Source organism: Mesorhizobium sp. LNHC221B00 (genome assembly GCF_000502935.1).
Classification (GTDB): Bacteria; Pseudomonadota; Alphaproteobacteria; order Rhizobiales; family Rhizobiaceae; genus Mesorhizobium; species Mesorhizobium opportunistum.
In genome coordinates, this window is sequence record NZ_AYWR01000002.1 from 60,588 (window position 1) to 79,681 (window position 19,094).

Consider the following 19,094-nt stretch of genomic DNA (forward strand, 5'->3'; position numbering starts at 1 on the left):
CCCACAAGCATAACGAAAAAGGCCCTCGCGTTTTCCGCAAGGGCCTTTTTCGTGGTCGTTCTGGTGCGGCGCAGATCTTGCGTCCGCGCCGCGAAAACAATCAGGCGGCGGCCGAAACCGATGCGTCGGTGGCAACCTGCGAGATCGTCTTCAGGATCTGCGAAGCGATCTGGTAGGGGTCGCCCTGCGAATTCGGACGGCGGTCTTCCAGGTAGCCCTTGTAGTCATTCTTGACAAAGGAGTGCGGCACGCGGATCGACGCACCGCGGTCGGCGATGCCGTAGCTGAACTTGTTCCACGGCGCGGTTTCGTGCTTGCCGGTCAGGCGCTTGTCGTTGTCCGGGCCGTAGACGGCGATGTGGTCCATCAGGTTCTTGTCGAACTGCGCCATCAGCGATTCGAAATACGCCTTGCCGCCGACTTCACGCATGTAGGCGGTCGAGAAGTTGGCATGCATGCCCGAGCCGTTCCAGTCGGTGTCGCCAAGCGGCTTGCAGTGGAATTCGATGTCGATGCGGTATTTTTCGGTCAGGCGCAGAAGCAGATAGCGGGCGATCCACATCTGGTCGGCGGCCTTCTTGGAGCCCTTGCCGAAGATCTGGAATTCCCACTGGCCCTTGGCCACTTCGGCGTTGATGCCTTCATGGTTGATGCCGGCCGCGAGGCAAAGGTCGAGATGATCCTCGACGATCTGGCGTGCGACATCGCCGACGTTCTTGTAGCCGACGCCGGTGTAGTACGGGCCCTGCGGGGCGGGATAACCGGTCTCCGGGAAGCCGAGCGGACGACCGTCCTTGTAGAAGAAATACTCCTGCTCGAAGCCGAACCAGGCACCCTCGTCGTCGAGAATGGTGGCGCGCTTGTTGGAGGCGTGCGGTGTCACACCGTCAGGCATCATGACTTCGCACATGACCAGCACGCCGTTGGTGCGGGTCGGGTCCGGATAAACCGCGACCGGCTTCAGCACGCAATCGGAGCTGTGGCCTTCGGCCTGCATGGTCGAGGAACCATCGAAACCCCACAGCGGCAGCTGGTCGAGCGTCGGGAATTCGGCGAATTCCTTGACCTGCGTCTTGCCGCGAAGGTTGGGGACCGGGGTGTAACCATCGAGCCAAATGTACTCGAGCTTGTATTTCGTCATTCTAGCCTCTCGTTGCTTGATCACCGAACACTGAACGGCGTCGACACGCGTCTGCCGTCAGCAGCCGGCCCTGCCGGATCACTAAAATGCAATTCGTGTGCCATTCGGGCGCCGGCGGGTGCGGCAAAATGGCGGCGATACACGGTTGAATTTGTTGGGCCGCCTCATCGATGGATCAAGATCGATCAACAATGCAAAATGCACAAATAATATGCAAAAGATGATCTTTTCGTAGGCATATTGCCTAAATGAATCGCACAACCTATCTTGCAATAAAGCTGAATCGAAAAGCTCCCGCGAAAGAAAGGAGGCCGCTTATGGAAGTCACCATCTCCCGTCCGTCGGCAAAGATCCTGATGTTCCCTCTGGCAGCCCGCAAATCTGCCTCAAATTTAGGCGCAAAGGCCAAGTTCGCGGCAGAGCTTGCCTCGCTGCGCAACACGCACGCCGATTTTGACGGCTGGTATCACGAAGCGGCCGTCGAGGAAGAAAACCAGCGGAAGAGCTGAGCCGCATCTTCAGGTGTCGAACACGAAAAAGCCCGGCGTGATTGCTCACGCCGGGCTTTTTGTTGGTGGACGATCCGTCGGCTACTCCTTGGCGTGCAGATCGGTGCCAAGCGTGTCCTTGACGAAGATCATGCCGATGACCAGCGTGATCGCCGCGATCACCACCGGGTACCAAAGGCCGTAGTAGATGTCGCCCTTGTAGGCACTGAGGGCGAACACGGTTGCCGGCAGCAGGCCACCGAACCAGCCATTGCCGATGTGGTAGGGCAGCGACATGCCGGTATAGCGGATACGGGTCGGGAACATCTCGACCAGGATCGCCGCGATGGGGCCGTAGACCATGGTCACGAACAGCACCAGGATGAACAGGATGCCGATTGTCATCGGCCAGTTGACGGCTGCCGGATCCGCGAACATGGCGAAGGGACCGCCACCCGGTATATTATAGACAGTGACTTCGGGCGCGCCTGCTGCCTCATCGGTGGTCAGGATCTTGTCCTTGACCGCCTGCTCGGTCGGCACCGCTGTCTTTTCGCCGCCACGGATGGCGGCGGCATCGAGCTTCAGTTCAGGGTTGGCGGCGATGAAGGCGTCGAGTTTCTGGTCGGCAACCTTGATTGCCGCGCGCTTCAGCGGATAACCGCTGTCCTGCAGGGACATGTTGACGGCCTTGACGAAGGCGGCGTCCTTGGCCTTGGCCTGGTCGCCGGCGGCGACGGCGTCGTAGGACTCCACCGTCTCGTTGCCGATCTTGACCGACGCGGCTGTTCCGGCCGCGGCCGTCGAGACGACGTCGTAGGGAACCGAGTTCTTGGTCAGGAATGAAGTCGCGATGTCGCAGGACGTCGTGAACTTGGCGGTGCCGACCGGATTGAACTGGAACCTGCAGTCGCCGGGCGCTGCCGTCACCGTTGCCCGCGTGCTCTGCTGTGCCTTGGCGAGCGCCGGATTGGCGGCCCAGGTCAACGCCTTGAACAGCGGGAAGGTGCAGACAATGGCCAGCGCAAGGCCAGCCATGATGATCGGCTTGCGGCCGATCTTGTCGGACAGCCAGCCGAACACGACGAAGAAGATCGAGCCGATGGCCAGCGCAATCGCGATCATGATGTTGACCGACTGCGCATCGACCTTCAGCACGTTCTGCAGGAAGAACAGTGCGTAGAACTGGCCGTTGTACCAGACGACGGCCTGGCCGGCGGTGAGGCCAAGCAGCGCCAGCAGCGCGATCTTTGCGTTCTTCCACTGACCGAAAGCCTCGGAGAGTGGCGCCTTGGAGCCTTTGCCCTCGTCCTTCATCTTCTGGAAGGTTGGCGACTCAGAAAGCGACAGCCGGATCCAGATCGAGACGGCGAGCAGCAGGAAGGAAACGATGAACGGAATGCGCCAGCCCCAGGCGGCGTAGCTTTCCTTGCTCAACGAACCCTGAACGATCAGGATGACGATCAGCGACAGGAACAGGCCGAGCGTCGCCGTCGTCTGGATCCATGACGTATAGAAGCCCCGGCGGTCGTCGGGCGCGTGCTCGGCGACATAGGTCGCCGCGCCACCATATTCGCCGCCGAGCGCCAGGCCCTGCAGCATGCGAAGCATGATCAGGATCACCGGAGCGGCGATGCCCAAGGTTGCATACCCCGGCAGCAGGCCGACCAGGAAGGTCGACAGGCCCATGATCGTCATGGTGACAAGGAACGTATATTTGCGGCCGACGAGGTCGCCGATACGACCGAACAAAAGGGCGCCGAACGGACGCACCAGGAAGCCGGCGGCAAAGGCCAGCAGCGCGAAGATGTTGCGTGTCGCCTCAGGGATCGTCGGAGCGAAAAAGGTCGAGCCGATGAAGGCCGCCAACGAGCCGTAGAGATAGAAATCGTACCATTCGAAGACGGTGCCGAGCGAGGAAGCGAAGATGACCTTCTTCTCTTCCCGCGTCATGCCGCGGCTCGTTCCGCCGGCGGTCGATGCCAATGCCATTGCGTTTTCCTCCCGTGAGACCCTTGTCCTCGACGCTGCGTTTTAATCATCGGCGTTCTCCTCCGAACGCGGACTCAACGACAGCCATCACGGAAAAAATGACAGAAAGCGCCCCCCGGCGGCAGAGCGACGATGGGATTATGACTTTGGTATTAGGTGCGGTGCGGCAAAGCCGTGCAAAACTCAGACCTTGAGCGCTTCCAGGAGCTGGACGGCGGCCATCATGTCGCGCTTGCGGGCGGAGCGGCGGGCCACCGCCTCCGCGTCCTGGCCCCACTGCTCGATCTGCCAGTCCTCATCGACATGGCCGGCGGTCCAGGCGGCCTCGACGTCGAGCTCGCCGAAATCGACAGCCAGCGCCAGCAGCGCCGAACCGGTCAGCGAGGTCATGACGTGGATGGCGGCGAGCCGCAGCGGCTCGGCGCGCTGAGCAAGATGCGCGCCCAGCGCGGCGATCGTCTCACGCGGCTGCTCGACATGGATGATGCCTTCGGCAAGGTTGAAGCGGGCACCAAGGCTGCGGCGTGCCCAATCGATCACCGGGTCCCAGTGCTCGTTCTGCCGCTCGACCAGCCCTTGCGGCGCATCGGCGCGGTAACAAAGCAAGTCGGACGAGGCAAAGCGCAATATGTCTTCCAGCACCGCTTGCGGATCGCTGGCGACGCCATCGATGGCGGTGTTGACCAGGCGCATCACCGGCATTGTCACTGGATTGATGGTCTCGCCCTGTGCGGCGAACTCGTCGGCAACCAGTGCGGCGGCTGCTTCGGTCGGCAGCGACAACAGCGCCTTGCCCGGTGTGCGCACCGGTCTGCCGTCGAGATGGACGGCAAACCCGTCTTCCACCGGCGCAACCGAGACGGTCTTGTAGAAGCGCTTCGGCAGCGGTGTCTTCATCTGGATTTGGGCGCGGCGCACCGGGTCCGGATCGGAAAGGTATTTGCCCGCTTCGAGGTCGTTGAGGATATCGCGCATGAAGGTCTCTCTCACACCGGTGTCAGCTTGCGCGCCGGCCGGTTGACGATGATCAGGCCGGCGGCAATCAGACCAAGTGCCAGGAAGATGCGGATGGTCAGCGGTTCGTACAAGATGATTGCGCCGCACAAAACACCGAACACCGGTGACAGGAAGGTGAAACTGGACAGACCCGACGCCGGATAGCGGCGCAGCAGCCAGAACCATAGGACATAGGTGAAGGCGACGATGTAGATCGCCTGGAACAGCAGCGCCAAGGTCGGCAGCAACGCGGGATCGCGAACCGGCGGGCCCGCCAAAGGCAGAACCAGGAGGCCAACGATGGCCGCGCCGGCGAGTTGGTAAAGCAGCAGCTTTTCGGCACTCGCCTCGACCAGTTTCGAGCGCTTGATGAGGATATTGGTCAGGGCCCAGAAAAACCCGGAGCCAAGACTGAGCAGGTCGCCGAACAGCATGTCCCCGCCGCCGCCGAGCTTGTCGGAAAAAACCGCGCCAAGACCGGCGAAGGCCAAGAGCAGGCCGAGGAACTTGCGCAAGGTGATCTGTTCGCCAAGCAGGAAGTGGCCGCCGATCAGCATCCAGAACGGCATGGTATTGACCAGCAGGGTGTTGCGGGCAACGGTCGTATGTTCCAGGCCAACGTAAAGGCAAAGGAATTCCACGCCGAAAAGCACGCCCACCGCGATGCCGGCAAGCAAGGTGCCATCGCGCGTGAACAGCGCAATGCCGCGCCAGCGGCACCAGAGGAAGACGCAGAAGCCGCCGATGACCGAGCGTGCTATCGACAGGAAGACGGGGTCGTAACCGGCATAGGAGATCTTGGCGGCGACGTAATTCAGTCCCCAGGAGAATGTCAGGCCGACCATGATCGAGGCGGCGGCCAGGTCGACCGTGTCGCGCCGATCGAGCGTGTCGGTGACCACGATCAATCCTCCGCGCTGGCGTCGTCGAAGCCGATCAGGTTCCAGCTCTGGCGCATATGCGGCGGCATCGGCGCGGTGACGTCGATGAAGCCCTTGTCCGGGTGCGGGATGACGATGCGCCGCGCGTGCAGGTGCAGGCGGTTTTGAATGCCGCCGGGAAAATCCCAATTGGTGTCGGCCTCGAAATATTTCGGATCGCCGATGATGGGGCAGCCGATATAGGCGGCATGGACACGCAACTGGTGGGTGCGGCCGGTATAGGGCTCCATTTCCAGCCAGGTCATCGTCTGCGCCGCCTGCTCGATGATGCGGTAGTAGGACACGGCATGGTCGGCGCCTTTTTCGCCATGCGCGGCGATGCGCACCCGGTCGCCGTCGGGTGTCGGCTCCTTGATCAGCCAGGTCGAGATCTTGTCCTCGCGCTTGGGAGGCACGCCCTTGACCAGCGCCCAGTAGGTCTTCTTGGTCTCGCGGGCGCGGAATGCCTCCGAGAGCTTCATCGCGGCCAGCCTCGTGCGGGCAACGACCAGCACGCCCGACGTGTCGCGGTCGAGCCGGTGGACCAGCCGCGGCTTCTCGCCCTTCTGGTTGCGCCAGGCTTCCAGCATGTCGTCGACATTGCGGGTAACGCCCGAACCGCCTTGCACCGCCAGACCCGCCGGCTTGTTGAAGACGAAAACCTTCGGATCCTCATGGATCAGCATTTTGGCCAGGACGTCGGCATCGCCCTGGTTGCGGATCGAGTGGCCGGTGAGCGGGCTCTCGCCCTTCTTGTCCACCTCGAGCGGCGGAACACGCACCACCTGGCCAGGCTCGACACGGCTGTCCGCCTTGACCCGACCGCCATCGACGCGGATTTGGCCGGAGCGCAGCAGCTTCTGCAGATGGCCAAAGCCGAGGCCCGGGAAATGGGTCTTGAACCAGCGATCGAGCCGCATGCCCGCCTCGCCGGCCTCCACCGTGATCTGTTCAACGCCTGCCATATTTTCTTCGCTTATCCATTTCCCGGCAGGGCCCGGCCCTGCTCTCGGCGCGGCAATAGCATTAAGGCAGGCTTCTTGCGAGCCAAAGTCCCAGAAACAGGGCGATAACGGCGCCAATCACGCTGGCAAGCGCATATCCAAACGCCGGCAAAGTGGCTCCCCGCTCCCACAATGTCGCGAAATCCAGCGAGAAAGCGGAAAAGGTGGTGAAGCCGCCAAGGATGCCGGTGGCGACAAACAGCCTGACTTCGGTCGATCCGCCGCGGCGCGCCAGGATGGCGATGAACAGACCCATGGCAAAGGAACCGACGATGTTGATCGCCATCGTCCCCCAGGGATAGTTGGGGCCGACGAGGCGCAGCGCGCCCATATTGGCGAGATGACGGATGCCGGCGCCGATGCCGCCGCCGACGACCACGAGAAGCAGATTGAACATGGTCGTTTACTGCCCATGCAAGGGCGGTGGCGTCAATCCCTTCAAGGCCCGACAGTCGACCCCGCCTTCATCACTCGGGCGCCGTCCAGTTCGGATATTTCTTCTGGAACTCGCTGTAGAGGGCATCGACTTCGGCTTTGCCGACCGGGCGCACCTGCTCATAGAGGTAACCGGTAAGGCCGTCGGATAATTGGTAGGTTTCAACGCGTTTGTAGGCAGCGCCGATGCCTTTTCCCTCGAGAATATACTGGTTGGGGAGCGTGACACAAATCTGCGCACCCGGCTGCAGATGGATGACAGGCCGGTCAGCCACGACGACATATCTGGATTTCAAAGCCTCCGGCCGGAATTGATCGCGACTATCCACCTGACAAATCCATCCGACGTGCGGGGTGAGCTTGGGATCCAAACCAAACAACAGCGAGTCGCTCAAAGCCGCGCCCGAGGCAAACACCGAAAAACGATCCTCAGCTTTCATTTTGCCAAGCAGGTCGGCAATCAGGCGTCTGTATTCGGGAAGATTGTCGAGGTGTAGCGGGAGCGTCGCTTCCTCGGCGAAAACGAAGCCAACCGGCGACAACAGTTGACGACCAATTGGAAAAAACGTGCCGAAAAAAGCAAATCCGGCCGCACAAGCGATGGCGGCGGCCGACCATCGTGGTTTCAGTGCCGGCATCCAAACGATCGCAACGATTGCTTGGGCGTATGCCGGGAACAGCCAAAGAAACATCGGCAATGAATGGTGCCGCTCCGGATCCTGCGTGCGGATAAAGATCAAGAAAGCGAACACCGAGGCAAAGGCGCACAACAGCGAAAACCCATTGCGGCGCACGACCGAGAGATAGAGGCCAACGAAGATCAGCAGCCAGTTCACATAGCTGAGCCGGGATCCCATCTCGCCGAGCTGGATGAGGAAGGTCGTCCTGTATCCGCTGTAGAGATCGCCATAGCTGGTGCCCAGAATCCTGGCGATCAGCGGTAGCTGGAAATTCAATGCGGCCGCGGCAATAACGAAAATCGCACACAGGCCGCCCAATGCCGCTTTGCCGAAGGACGGATAGCTCCGATCCCTTGCAATCTGCAGCAAACAAAAGAAGGCGGCGGAAACGGCGATGCCAATGACGGCGTAGGCGTACCAGCGACGCAGCATGAACGCCAGCCACAGGCACACGCCCACGCAAATCCCGCTGATCACCGGCTCGCGGGTAAGAAACTTTGACTTCCAAAGAAAATAGGTCGCCACGGTAATGGCAAGACAACCGGCAATGTCCGGCATTCCACGAAGCGTCGGCGCCCAGAACGGAGTGTAGAGGGAGGCCGCAAACCAAACCGCGAGCCAGGCTCGGGGTGAAGACGTCTCGGAAGTCGCCTCCAGATAGCTCATTCGGGCTATGAGGAGAACCGTCGGCACCAGATAGACCGCGACTATTCCGGCGACAAACGCATATCGCGAACCTCCGAAAAGTACATAAATCGGCATCAACGGCGCCAAAATCGCCGAACCATAGTCATCTGTCGCGATAGAGGCGGCCAACTGGCTTAGCCATTGAAAAGGACTCTCGATGAGGAGCGCCCCTTGATGCCGGAATATATTGAAGTAGGCGACGAAGTCCCAATAATAGACGGGCTCTTCAAGGCCTATATATATGGCGCTCAGAACAAGGCCCGGTATCAGGGTGCAAATGTAAGCCCCCGTCCAGAATCCGAAGATTTTGTTCTTTGTCACTGGAGGCCGCCTGGGAGGAAAAGACAGAGCCGTGGAACCCGAACCGCACCAACTCGCAACGCAGGAGCCGTTCCGGCGAATGCGAATCTAGCGAGACGATTCATATAATGAATTGTCGAGAGCCCAAATGGCGGTGAACAGGCGCGGAGACGCCTTGCTCGCCTCAAGCCCAGCGACGGCATTGTCGAGCGGAGTCCCGGTGCCGGAGGCTCAAGGGGGGTAGCGGAGATTCAAGACTTGGATGCCAAGCCTGTGCACGAGCACTGTCAAAGTTGACCACACCTCGCAAGCCACCAGGACGCTGCCGGCGGAGCCCGACAGCGTCGATAGCTTCAGCTCAGGTGGTTTCGACGTTCTTCGGCTTGGTCGAGCCGATCATTTTCCAGTTCTTGTAGAACATCGAATTGATGCGCTCGACGCTGACCGAGACGATGGCGAGCATGCCTGCTATCAGGCGGGGGACCGGGGATGGCCTGATGATGTCCATGAACACGCAGTAGCGGCGGCCGTCATACTCGTTGACCGAGCGGTGCAGCAGCGTGTCGTCGAAAATGAACAGCGGATTGTCGTACCAGTAGTTCTTGACGTTGCCGCATTCGACGAAGATCTCCGACTTCACCGGGATCAGATTGTAGAGAATGCGCAGGCTGAGCCGCAGCGGGCCGAAGTGCCACGAGGTCGATTCGCGCTTGCTGAAGACGGAAACGGCGATCGTCTTGATGTATTTGAAATCCTTGTTGAACTCGGCGACGTTGTCGATCCGGTGCTTGCCGTACCATTGGTAGACATACATGCCGCGCCGGCCGGCGCCGAAATTGGCATCGATGTCGGCGATGATCTCGTCCTTGCGCGCCTTGAAGATGTCCAGGACCTCATTGACCTCGCGCTGATAATCGGCAGGAAACTGCTCCAGCTTCCACACGCCGGGATTCCTGTAGCAGAGCAGATCGACCAGCAGGTTGAACGGCGACAGCAGCCAGGTGAACAGGCCGTTGCCGAGGAAGTAGCCCGAGAACAGCGACAGATCCTTCCTGTCGTTGCGCAGCACGTCGATCAGGCCGCAGACGATGAAGATCGTCGTCAGGATGGGGATGAAATAGAAGCCAAGGGCGAGAAGCGGGACGGCAATGGCGAATTTGCGAAGGGATTTGCGAAGGGTTTTTGTCATTTTTCCACGCGCGGAGCGCGATCCTGTTGCGAATGAACTGCCAAAGTCACGGCAACGACCACCGCCCGGCCGTGCGCCTTGATAAGGTCTTTTGGGTCACCACACAACGGTCACGCATCGTGCCTGGCGGCTGCCTCGTGGAGGTCGCCGGACTTCGGTCAATGCACCGCCGGCAAACCAAGCTCGTCCCATTTTTCCCTGGCCACGGGATCGCCGACCAGGAACTCAAAGCCGATGACGCTTTCGCCGTCTCGTGCGAGCTGGCATTTGAACGTCAAACTGTACCAGTTTTTGCGGCTGCGGAAAGCCGCACCATTGGCGGCAATCGTGGTCCCAGTGATTTTTTCCTCCGCCGTCGCGTAAGGCACGACGCGTTCCGGATGAAAGTCCGCCCGCCACCGTCGAATCTGGTCCATGGCCTCCAGATTGCACAATTGCACCATGCGCTCGTCGGAGGCGAAGGTGGCGAGATCGGCGCGCGCCTGCCGGCTGCGTGGATCGGCGAGCGTCTTGGCCGACAGCATCTCGGTCGGCCGGATCATGGCCGGCGCGGAGGATGGTCGAGATTGAGGAGCGCTCGGCGGTGGACTTGGCGCCGGGGCTCGTGCCTCCGGGGCTGGAGGCGGTGTTGGCGCCGGTGGCGGCCTGGTCGAGGCCTCGAATTGCCGGGGCGTCAGGATGTCGACCGACACGCGCTCTTCCTCCAGCCGTTTCGGCGGCTTCGGCAATGGCATTAGGGCCAGCGTGGCGGCGAGCAGCGTGTGCAGGACAACAGAGGCGGACACACCCCAGGGCGAAGCCTCGTTTCGAAGCGTGACGACCACCGGGCCGCGCAAGCCGGCTATTCCCGCTCTTTGCGCAGCTTTGCCCAATAATCGAGCCGCTTCCTGATATCGCGCTCGAAACCACGTTCAGGCGGATCGTAGAAGGTCTGGCGGCCCATCTTCTCGGGAAAATAATCCTGGCCCGAAAACGCGTCCGGCTCGTCATGATCGTAGCGATAGCCCGCGCCGTAGTCCTCTTCCTTCATCAGCTTGGTCGGCGCGTTCAGAATATGCTTTGGCGGCAGCAGCGAGCCGTGCTCCTTGGCAGCGCGCGTGGCTGCCTTGAAGGCGGTGTAGACGGCGTTGGATTTGGGCGCGGTGGCGAGATAGACGGTGGCCTCGGCAAAGGCGAGTTCGCCCTCGGGCGAACCGAGATAGTCGTAGGCGTCCTTGGCGGCGTTGGCGACGACCAGTGCCTGCGGATCGGCAAGGCCGATGTCCTCCATCGCCATGCGCACCAGCCGGCGGCCGAGATAGAGCGGATCCTCGCCGGCATCGAACATGCGCGCGAGATAGTAGAGCGCGGCGTCGGGATCCGAGCCGCGCACCGATTTGTGCAGCGCCGAGATCAGATTGTAATGGCCATCCTGGCCCTTGTCGTAGATCGGTGCACGGCGCTGGACGATGCGCTGCAGCCCTTCGGGATCGAACACCTCGCCGGGCTTGGCGGCACGCCAGACTTCCTCGGCGAGCGTCAGGGAGGCGCGTCCGTCACCATCGCTCATGCGGATGAGCATTGTCCGCGCCTCATCGTCGAGCGGCAGCGCCCTGCCCTCCGTCTCCTCCGCCCGCGTCATCAGCTTGGCGATGCTGTCCTCGCCGAGCGAATGAAAGACCATGACACGCGCGCGCGACAACAGCGCCGCGTTGAGTTCGAAGGACGGATTTTCGGTCGTGGCGCCGACCAGGACGACTGTCCCATCCTCCATGACGGGGAGAAAGGAATCCTGCTGGGCCCGGTTGAAACGATGGATCTCGTCGACAAACAACAATGTCTGGCGGCCATTGGCGCGGCGCAGCTTGGCGGCCTCGAAGACCTTCTTCAGGTCGGCGACCCCGGAAAACACCGCCGATATCTGTTCGAAGGCAAGGCTGGTCTCGCCGGCAAGCAACCTTGCCACCGTGGTCTTGCCGGTGCCGGGCGGGCCCCAGAAGATCATCGAGCCGAGCGAACCCGAGCCGATCAGCCGGGTCAGCGCGCCATCTGGCCCGGTCAGATGTTCCTGGCCAACGACCTCACCAAGATTCTTCGGCCGCAGCCTGTCGGCCAACGGCCGTCCAGGCGGCGTCTTTTCCGGTTCGTCAACGCTGAACAGATCGGCCATGCACTTCTTTTGGTTTGGAGCGCGATCTCTTCAGATCGAGCTCAGTAACGCAACACCTGGCGCAGTATCTGCCCGCCGCGCTCGACGGTAAAGCGCCACCAGCGCGTATCCTGCTGGGCAGCCTGCGCCAGCGTCGCGGCAGTGTCGATCGCGGTGCCGTTGACCTCGCGCACGATGTCGCCCGGCATGAAACCGAAATCGGCGGCCGGCGAGTCGCGGTTGATGTCGATCACCGTCACGCCCTTGAGGTCGGTGCGCAGGCCGAGCTTCTGGGCAAGCCGTGGCGACAGCTCCGCGACCTTGGCGCCCGAGAACGGGCTGCGGCCATGCAGCGTCACCTCCGAGGCTTTCGCACCCTCCGGCGCGCGCTCCAGCGCGATGTCCATCGCCGCCTGCTGGCCCTTGGTCAGGATCGCGAAATTGGCCTTGGTGCCGATCGACAGCGTCGCCATGCGATAATCCAGCGCCTCGATGCTCTCGACCGGCTTGCCGTTGATCTGCAGCACAACGTCGCCCGGCTTCAGCCCCGCCTTGCCCGCCGGTCCCGTCGCATCGACGGACGAGACCAGGGCGCCGGTCGGCTTTTCCATGGCAAGCGATTCGGCGATCTGCGGCGTCACCGCCTCGAACTCGGCGCCGATATAGGGGCGCTCGAAGAAATCGAGGCCGGCCTTGGCGGCATCGGCGAAAGCCCGCACCATATTGGCCGGGATGGCAAAGCCGATGCCGATCGAGCCGCCGCTGCGGCTATAGATTGCGGTGTTGATGCCGACCAGCTGGCCGCCCATGTTGATCAGCGCGCCGCCGGAATTGCCGGGATTGATGGCGGCGTCGGTCTGGATGAAGTAGCCCGAGTCCGAGACGCCGATATGGCTGCGGGCAAGTGCGGAGACGATACCGCTTGTGGTGGTCTGGCCGACGCCGAAGGGATTGCCGATGGCCAGCACCAGATCGCCAACTTCGAGCGCGTCGGAATCGCCGATGGCGATCACCGGGAATGGCTTGTCGGATTCGATCTTGAGCACGGCAAGGTCGAGCGTCTCGTCCTTCAGCATCACCTTGCTGGTGAATTCGCGCCCGTCGGCGGTCGCCACCTTGACCTCGTCGGCATCCTTGATGACGTGGAAATTGGTGACGATGACACCGCTCGGATCGACAAGCACGCCCGAGCCCAGCGAGGACTGCGCGCGCGGCCGGGCACGGCCGAAAAACTCCTCGAAGAACGGATCGCCTTCAAAAGGCGACGTGACCTTGGCCGTCTGCGATGCATAGACATTGACCACGGCGGGCGCCGTCTGCTTGACCAGCGGCGCGAACGACAGCTGCACCTCTTCGCGGCCGAACGGCACGCGCTTGTCGGGTCCCGAGGTAGCGTTTTCGCCCTCGACACCATGCAACAGATCGGTCAGCACGTCCGACAGGCCCGGATCGGCTGGCTTTGCGGCGTCTTCGGCCAACGCCTGCCGAACTGCCGGTGCGGCTGCGAACACTATGAAGGCGCAGAGCAGGACAAGGGACAGTCTTTTGGCGCGCATTCGCGAATCCTCCAAGGCAAGTTCGGGCGCATTGTCCCGACGATTGTGCAAAATGAAAGGCTAAGCCGCTGAAATCCGATTATTTTCGCGCAAGCAGATCTTTATGGGCGTGCTTTGAACCGCGCAGAACATGAAAAAGGGGCCCGCAGGCCCCTTCAATTCATTCTGGAATGACGTGACCTTATGCGGCCGCGGCGTCCGCTTCGGTGCCTTCGGCTTCGAGGCGGGCGCGGTCGCCTGCGCCCTTGGCCGAGGTGTCGCGATCGACGAACTCGATAACGGCCATCGCGGCATTGTCGCCGTGACGGAAGCCCGCCTTCATGATCCGCAAATAGCCGCCGTTACGGTTGGCGTAGCGCGGGGCGATGGTGTCGAACAGGCGCTTGACGACGCCTTCATTGCCGATCTGCGCGATCACCTGGCGGCGGGCGTGCAGGTCGCCGCGCTTGCCGAGCGTCACCAGCTTCTCGACGATCGGACGCAGGTCCTTCGCCTTCGGCAAGGTGGTGACGATCTGCTCGTGCTCGAGCAGCGACACGGCGAGGTTGGCGAACATCGACTTGCGATGGCTAATGCTTCGGGCGAAGCGACGGCCTTTGAAACCGTGGCGCATGGCTCATTTCCTTCTTCAGTTGTTCAAGAGGACACGGCCTCTGATGGTTTTCCGCATGACCGTCGGATCGAGCGGCCAAGGCCGCCAATCCTTGGAATTCATGCTCAATATTGATCTTCGTAACGCTTGGCGAGGTCTTCGATGTTTTCCGGCGGCCAGTCCGGCACTTCCATGCCGAGGTGCAGGCCCATCGCCGCCAGTACTTCCTTGATCTCGTTCAGCGACTTGCGGCCGAAGTTCGGGGTGCGCAGCATCTCGGCTTCGGTCTTCTGGATGAGATCGCCGATGTAGACGATGTTGTCGTTCTTCAGGCAGTTGGCCGAACGCACGGAAAGCTCGAGTTCGTCGACCTTCTTGAGCAGCGCCGGGTTGAAGGCGAGCTCGGTGACGGCTTCCGCCGCGACTTCCTTCTGCGGCTCGTCGAAGTTGACGAACAGGCCGAGCTGGTCCTGCAGGATGCGAGCGGCGAACGCCACCGCATCCTCGCCCGAGATCGAACCGTCCGTCTCTATGGTCATGGTCAGCTTGTCATAGTCGAGAACCTGGCCTTCGCGGGTGTTCTCGACCTTGTAGGAAACCTTCTTCACCGGCGAATAGAGGCTGTCGACCGGGATCAGGCCGATCGGCGCGTCCTCGGCGCGGTTGCGCTCGGCCGGCACGTAACCCTTGCCGGTGTCGACGGTGAATTCCATGCGGATTTCAGCGCCTTCGTCCAGCGTGCAGATGACGTGGTCGGGGTTCAGGATCTCGACGTCGCCAACCGTCTGGATGTCGCCGGCCAGAACCGCGCCCGGTCCCTGCTTGCGCACGACCATGCGCTTGGGTCCATCGCCTTCCATGCGGATGGCGATTTCCTTGATGTTCAGAACGATGTCGGTCACGTCCTCGCGCACGCCGGCGATGGACGAGAATTCATGCAGGACACCGTCGATCTGCACGGCGGTGACGGCCGCACCGCGCAGCGAAGACAGAAGCACGCGGCGCAGCGCGTTGCCGAGCGTGAGGCCAAAGCCGCGCTCGAGCGGCTCGGCGACCAGCGTGGTCAGCGTCTTCTTCTTCGACGAGAACTCGATCTTGTTCGGCTTGATCAGTTCCTGCCAATTTTTCTGGATCATGATGCTTTCCTTCCGTTGACCCGCCACCATCCAATCGTGGCGGGCGACCTGGAATACCGTGGAGGAACGCCTTTCGGCGTTCGCACGGCGTTCAATAATGTTAGACGCGGCGCTTCTTGCGCGGACGGCAGCCATTGTGCGGAATCGGCGTCACATCACGGATCGAGGTGATGGTGAAGCCGGCCGCCTGCAGGGCGCGCAGCGCCGATTCGCGGCCCGAGCCAGGTCCGCAGACCTCGACTTCGAGCATGCGCATGCCGTGTTCCTGGGCCTTCTTGGCAACGTCCTCGGCCGCCATCTGGGCGGCGAACGGGGTCGACTTGCGCGACCCCTTGAAGCCCTGGGCACCGGCCGACGACCAGGCGATCGAATTGCCCTGCGCGTCTGTGATGGTGATCATCGTGTTGTTGAAGGTCGAATTGACGTGGGCAACGCCCGACGAGATATTCTTGCGTTCGCGACGGCGAACACGAGCGGCTTCCTTGGCCATGATAGTCCTTTCAGTTGATCTCTACACCGCCGTAATGCCAGCGGCTCCACCTTCGTAAGGGAGTAGGGGAATAGGGCAGTAAGGGAGTAGGGAAAAGTGCGACCCGATCTGCGGGCATTCCCTACTGCCTTACTCCCCTACTCCCTTATTCCCCTAAAAAATTACTTCTTCTTGCCGGCGATCGACTTGGCCGGGCCCTTGCGGGTGCGTGCATTGGTGTGGGTGCGCTGGCCGCGAACCGGCAGCGAGCGGCGGTGACGCAGGCCGCGGTAGCAGCCGAGGTCCATGAGCCGCTTGATGTTCATCGACACTTCGCGGCGCAGGTCGCCTTCGACCTGGTAGTCGCGGTCGATGGTCTCACGGATCTGCAGCACTTCCGCGTCGGTGAGCTGGTTGACGCGGCGCTCCGCCGGGATGCCGACCTTGTCGACGATCTCCTGGGCGAACTTCTTGCCAATGCCGTGAATGTACTGAAGCGCGATGACGACGCGCTTGTTGGTCGGAATGTTGACGCCGGCTATACGAGCCATGTTCTTCTCTTCTCCATGTGGGCCGGCCAACCCTCAAAAAGGCAGGTCCGGCGCTGTCAAAGTTGCCCCGCGTCCGGTGGAGGCCGGCCCATGCGGGAGTTTCCAGTTCAAAGCGACTGCCTTGCCCTTGCGGACAAGCAAAGCCCATGCCTGATAGGAAGACGGGCCGCCATACCGCAGCGAACCGCTCCCGTCAAGCGCAATCGTTAATTTACCGACTCCGCCCCTTGAGCGGTCGCCGCGAGCACGGTTTCGATTTCGGCGGTCACCGCGTCGATGCTGGCCATGCCGTCGACAGTTTTGAGCCTGCCCTTGGCGTAGTAGTAGCCGGTCAGCGGTGCGGTCTTCTTGTAGTACTCGCGCAGGCGCTCTTCGAACACCGAGGGATTGTCGTCCTTGCGCACCGGCTGGCCGGCTGCCTTGGCATCCTCGGCGCGCTTGACGATGCGGCCGACCAAGGCCCTGTCGTCGACGACCAGTTCGATGACCGTATCGAGGCCGATGCCACGCTCGGCAAGCATCTGCTCGACCGCATCGGCCTGCACCAGCGTGCGCGGGTAGCCGTCGAGGATGAAGCCCTTGGCGCAGTCGGCCTGGTCGATCCGCTCGGCAACAATGGCGTTGACGATGGCATCGGACACCAGTTCACCGGCATCCATCACCGCCTTGGCACGCTTGCCGACTTCGGTGCCGGCTTGAACGGCGGCACGCAGCATGTCGCCCGTCGACAACTGGGGTATGCCGTGTTTCTCTACCAGTCTTTGTGCTTGTGTCCCCTTGCCCGCTCCTGGCGGCCCAAGCAAAATCAACCTCATCTGGCTTTCTTCCCCCCGCGCAGCTTCGACTTCTTGATCAGGCCTTCATACTGGTGCGCGATCAGGTGGCCCTGAATCTGCGCAACCGTATCGAGCGTGACACTGACCACGATCAGAAGCGATGTGCCACCAAGGTAGAATGGTACGCCAGTCGCCGAGATCAGGAACTCCGGCAGCAGGCACACCAGCACCAGATAGATGGCGCCGACGACGGTGATGCGGGTGAGAACGTAATCGATGTAATCGGCGGTGCGCTCGCCCGGACGATAGCCCGGGATGAAGCCCGAATGCTTCTTGAGCTGGTCGGCGGTGTCCTTCGGGTTGAAGACAATCGCTGTGTAGAAGAAGGCGAAGAACACGATCATCGCCGCGTAGAACGCCATGTAGAGCGGCTGGCCGTGGCCGAGCGAGGCCAAGATGGTGCTGGCCCAGGCCGGCATGTTGGTCGTCTGGGAGAAGCCGGCGATGGTGGCCGGCAGCAACAGCAGCGACGAGGCGAAGATCGGCGGGATGACGCCCGACGTGTTCAGCTTGAGCGGCAGGTGCGAGGTGTCGCCCTGGAACATGCGATTGCCGACCTGGCGCTTCGGATACTGGATCAGCAGGCGCCGCTGGGCGCGCTCGAAGAACACGATCAGCGCGATGACGACGATGGCCAGCACGATGATCGCCAGGATCAGGCCGGTCGATAGGGCGCCGGTGCGGCCGAGTTCCAGCGTGCCGGAGATGGCGTGCGGCAGGCCGGCGACGATGCCCGAGAAGATGATCAGCGAAATGCCGTTGCCGATGCCGCGCGCGGTGATCTGCTCACCGAGCCACATCAGGAACATGGTGCCGCCGACCAGGGTGACGACGGTCGAAATGCGGAAGAACATGCCGGGATCGCTGACGATGCCGTTGCCGTTTTCCAGCCCGACCGAAATGCCATAGGCCTGAACCAGCGCGAGCAGCACGGTGCCGTAGCGCGTGTACTGATTGATGACCTTGCGACCCTGCTCGCCTTCCTTCTTCAGCGCTTCCAGCGAAGGGATGACCGAGGTCATCAGCTGCATGATGATGGAGGCGGAGATGTAGGGCATGATGCCGAGCGCGAAGATCGCCATGCGCTGCACGGCGCCGCCGGCGAACATGTTGAACATGCCAAGCACGCCCTTGCTCTGCGAGGAGAAGGCCTGGGCGAAGGCGTCGGGATTGATGCCGGGAAGCGGAATGTAGGTGCCGAGGCGGTAGACGAGCAGCGCGCCGATGGTGAACCAGATGCGTTTCTTCAGGTCCTCCGCCTTGGCGAAGGCCGAGAAATTCAGATTCGAGGCTAATTGTTCAGCAGCCGAAGCCATGCCTGATTCTCCGCTTGGTAACGCTTGATGGCCCGTGAGGTCAGGCGGTGCGTTTCACCGAAGCTCACGAGATAAGCTCCGGGCTCTAAACATGCAAGCGGCCGCGTTGACGCGGCCGCTTAATTGAGCAGATCAAAGCGCGATCGTGGGCAAAAACGGGATCCCATTCTTACCGGTCGCGCTTCAAATTGCCGTTACTCCGCGGCTGCCTTTTCCGGCAGCTTGACCGAGCCGCCGGCCTTTTCGATCTTCTCGATCGCGGCCTTGGAGGCACCGGCGACGTCGAAGGCGAGCTTCGCCTTGATCTCGCCGTCCGAAAGGATGCGCACGCCGTCCTTGACGCGACGAATGACGCCGGCGGCAACCAGCGATTCAGCCGTCACGGTTGCCTTGGCATCGAGCTTCTTGGCATCGATGGCCACCTGGATGCGGGCCAGCGAGACGACGGTGAAGCTCTTGGCGAAGATGTTGTTGAAGCCACGCTTCGGCAGGCGCCGGTAAAGCGGCATCTGGCCACCCTCGAAGCCGTTGACGGCGACGCCGGAGCGCGCCTTCTGGCCCTTGACGCCGCGACCGGCGGTCTTGCCCGAGCCGGAACCGATGCCACGGCCGAGACGCTTCTTGGAGTGCGTCGCGCCGTCCTTGTCACGCAGATCGTTGAGTTTCATCTGGGTTCTC

General features: G+C 61.9%; 19 protein-coding genes. 1 reads left to right on the forward strand and 18 read right to left on the reverse strand.

Going from position 1 to position 19,094, the window contains the following annotated elements; genetic code table 11:
- Positions 1–100: 100 nt before the first annotated feature.
- Positions 101–1,141 (reverse strand): glutamine synthetase beta-grasp domain-containing protein, encoded by a 1,041-nt coding sequence (locus X741_RS163560; RefSeq protein ID WP_023776139.1) that lies wholly within the window; start codon positions 1,139–1,141, stop codon positions 101–103.
- A gap of 317 nt (positions 1,142–1,458) precedes the next feature.
- On the opposite strand from X741_RS163560, the gene X741_RS163555 reads away from it, so the two are divergent.
- On the forward strand, positions 1,459–1,650 hold the full coding sequence (locus tag X741_RS163555) for a DUF2735 domain-containing protein (protein WP_023768589.1): 192 nt from the start codon (positions 1,459–1,461) through the stop codon (positions 1,648–1,650).
- Between the two features lie 81 nt (positions 1,651–1,731).
- On the opposite strand, the gene X741_RS163550 is transcribed toward X741_RS163555, so the two are convergent.
- From X741_RS163550 to rplO, 17 genes are all read right to left on the reverse strand, one after another.
- A complete protein-coding gene (locus tag X741_RS163550) occupies positions 1,732–3,621 on the reverse strand; it encodes an MFS transporter (protein WP_023776140.1) in 1,890 nt (629 codons plus the stop codon).
- A gap of 183 nt (positions 3,622–3,804) precedes the next feature.
- On the reverse strand, positions 3,805–4,596 hold the full coding sequence (locus tag X741_RS163545; protein WP_023776141.1) for an ATP12 family chaperone protein: 792 nt from the start codon (positions 4,594–4,596) through the stop codon (positions 3,805–3,807).
- Positions 4,597–4,607: 11 nt separating this feature from the next.
- The gene (locus X741_RS163540; RefSeq protein ID WP_023776142.1) at positions 4,608–5,525 is read right to left on the reverse strand and encodes a DMT family transporter; all 918 of its coding nucleotides are present in this window, start codon (positions 5,523–5,525) and stop codon (positions 4,608–4,610) included.
- The gene (locus X741_RS163535) at positions 5,522–6,502 is read right to left on the reverse strand and encodes an RluA family pseudouridine synthase (protein WP_013895683.1); all 981 of its coding nucleotides are present in this window, start codon (positions 6,500–6,502) and stop codon (positions 5,522–5,524) included. Before X741_RS163535 ends, X741_RS163540 begins: the two co-directional genes overlap by 4 nt.
- Before the next feature lie 61 nt (positions 6,503–6,563).
- On the reverse strand, positions 6,564–6,938 hold the full coding sequence (gene crcB, locus X741_RS163530; RefSeq protein WP_023776143.1) for a fluoride efflux transporter CrcB: 375 nt from the start codon (positions 6,936–6,938) through the stop codon (positions 6,564–6,566).
- Positions 6,939–7,008: 70 nt separating this feature from the next.
- Positions 7,009–8,664 carry a hypothetical protein gene (locus tag X741_RS163525; RefSeq protein ID WP_023776144.1) on the reverse strand — a complete coding sequence of 552 codons (1,656 nt, stop codon included), beginning with the start codon at positions 8,662–8,664 and terminating at the stop codon, positions 7,009–7,011.
- Between the two features lie 337 nt (positions 8,665–9,001).
- Positions 9,002–9,832, reverse strand: a complete 831-nt coding sequence (locus tag X741_RS163520) for an aspartyl/asparaginyl beta-hydroxylase domain-containing protein (protein WP_023776145.1) — start codon at positions 9,830–9,832, stop codon at positions 9,002–9,004.
- Between the two features lie 158 nt (positions 9,833–9,990).
- The gene (locus tag X741_RS1000000170700) at positions 9,991–10,668 is read right to left on the reverse strand and encodes a DUF930 domain-containing protein (RefSeq protein ID WP_245272634.1); all 678 of its coding nucleotides are present in this window, start codon (positions 10,666–10,668) and stop codon (positions 9,991–9,993) included.
- A gap of 5 nt (positions 10,669–10,673) precedes the next feature.
- Positions 10,674–11,981: a replication-associated recombination protein A gene (locus X741_RS163510; protein WP_023776147.1), complete on the reverse strand. Its 1,308-nt coding sequence runs from the start codon at positions 11,979–11,981 to the stop codon at positions 10,674–10,676.
- Positions 11,982–12,022: 41 nt separating this feature from the next.
- The gene (locus X741_RS163505) at positions 12,023–13,516 is read right to left on the reverse strand and encodes a DegQ family serine endoprotease (RefSeq protein WP_023776148.1); all 1,494 of its coding nucleotides are present in this window, start codon (positions 13,514–13,516) and stop codon (positions 12,023–12,025) included.
- Between the two features lie 181 nt (positions 13,517–13,697).
- Positions 13,698–14,129: a 50S ribosomal protein L17 gene (gene rplQ / locus X741_RS163500; protein WP_013895690.1), complete on the reverse strand. Its 432-nt coding sequence runs from the start codon at positions 14,127–14,129 to the stop codon at positions 13,698–13,700.
- Positions 14,130–14,233: 104 nt separating this feature from the next.
- Complete coding sequence (locus tag X741_RS163495; protein ID WP_006205443.1) at positions 14,234–15,244, reverse strand: DNA-directed RNA polymerase subunit alpha; 1,011 nt, start codon at positions 15,242–15,244, stop codon at positions 14,234–14,236.
- Positions 15,245–15,344: 100 nt separating this feature from the next.
- Positions 15,345–15,734: a 30S ribosomal protein S11 gene (gene rpsK, locus X741_RS163490; RefSeq protein WP_006205444.1), complete on the reverse strand. Its 390-nt coding sequence runs from the start codon at positions 15,732–15,734 to the stop codon at positions 15,345–15,347.
- Between the two features lie 161 nt (positions 15,735–15,895).
- Positions 15,896–16,264, reverse strand: coding sequence for a 30S ribosomal protein S13 (gene rpsM / locus X741_RS163485; protein WP_006205445.1), 369 nt, complete (start codon positions 16,262–16,264; stop codon positions 15,896–15,898).
- A 206-nt stretch (positions 16,265–16,470) separates the two neighbouring features.
- Complete coding sequence (locus tag X741_RS163480; RefSeq protein WP_023768598.1) at positions 16,471–17,079, reverse strand: adenylate kinase; 609 nt, start codon at positions 17,077–17,079, stop codon at positions 16,471–16,473.
- Positions 17,076–18,416 (reverse strand): preprotein translocase subunit SecY, encoded by a 1,341-nt coding sequence (secY, locus tag X741_RS163475; RefSeq protein WP_013895692.1) that lies wholly within the window; start codon positions 18,414–18,416, stop codon positions 17,076–17,078. Before secY ends, X741_RS163480 begins: the two co-directional genes overlap by 4 nt.
- A gap of 194 nt (positions 18,417–18,610) precedes the next feature.
- Positions 18,611–19,084: a 50S ribosomal protein L15 gene (rplO, locus tag X741_RS163470; protein ID WP_023768599.1), complete on the reverse strand. Its 474-nt coding sequence runs from the start codon at positions 19,082–19,084 to the stop codon at positions 18,611–18,613.
- Positions 19,085–19,094: the final 10 nt, after the last annotated feature.

Excerpts from the sequence above, each read along its gene's own strand:
- X741_RS163480 (WP_023768598.1), bottom strand. The coding sequence starts at position 17,079 with ATGAGGTTGATTTTGCTTGGGCCGCCAGGAGCGGGCAAGGGGACACAA.
- rplQ (WP_013895690.1), bottom strand. The coding sequence starts at position 14,129 with ATGCGCCACGGTTTCAAAGGCCGTCGCTTCGCCCGAAGCATTAGCCAT.
- X741_RS163560 (WP_023776139.1), bottom strand. The coding sequence starts at position 1,141 with ATGACGAAATACAAGCTCGAGTACATTTGGCTCGATGGTTACACCCCG.
- rplO (WP_023768599.1), bottom strand. The coding sequence starts at position 19,084 with ATGAAACTCAACGATCTGCGTGACAAGGACGGCGCGACGCACTCCAAG.
- X741_RS163545 (WP_023776141.1), bottom strand. The coding sequence starts at position 4,596 with ATGCGCGATATCCTCAACGACCTCGAAGCGGGCAAATACCTTTCCGAT.
- X741_RS163505 (WP_023776148.1), bottom strand. The coding sequence starts at position 13,516 with ATGCGCGCCAAAAGACTGTCCCTTGTCCTGCTCTGCGCCTTCATAGTG.
- X741_RS163510 (WP_023776147.1), bottom strand. The coding sequence starts at position 11,981 with ATGGCCGATCTGTTCAGCGTTGACGAACCGGAAAAGACGCCGCCTGGA.
- crcB (WP_023776143.1), bottom strand. The coding sequence starts at position 6,938 with ATGTTCAATCTGCTTCTCGTGGTCGTCGGCGGCGGCATCGGCGCCGGC.
- rpsK (WP_006205444.1), bottom strand. The coding sequence starts at position 15,734 with ATGGCCAAGGAAGCCGCTCGTGTTCGCCGTCGCGAACGCAAGAATATC.
- X741_RS163495 (WP_006205443.1), bottom strand. The coding sequence starts at position 15,244 with ATGATCCAGAAAAATTGGCAGGAACTGATCAAGCCGAACAAGATCGAG.
- X741_RS163550 (WP_023776140.1), bottom strand. The coding sequence starts at position 3,621 with ATGGCATTGGCATCGACCGCCGGCGGAACGAGCCGCGGCATGACGCGG.
- X741_RS163555 (WP_023768589.1), top strand. The coding sequence starts at position 1,459 with ATGGAAGTCACCATCTCCCGTCCGTCGGCAAAGATCCTGATGTTCCCT.
- X741_RS163520 (WP_023776145.1), bottom strand. The coding sequence starts at position 9,832 with ATGACAAAAACCCTTCGCAAATCCCTTCGCAAATTCGCCATTGCCGTC.
- rpsM (WP_006205445.1), bottom strand. The coding sequence starts at position 16,264 with ATGGCTCGTATAGCCGGCGTCAACATTCCGACCAACAAGCGCGTCGTC.
- X741_RS163535 (WP_013895683.1), bottom strand. The coding sequence starts at position 6,502 with ATGGCAGGCGTTGAACAGATCACGGTGGAGGCCGGCGAGGCGGGCATG.
- secY (WP_013895692.1), bottom strand. The coding sequence starts at position 18,416 with ATGGCTTCGGCTGCTGAACAATTAGCCTCGAATCTGAATTTCTCGGCC.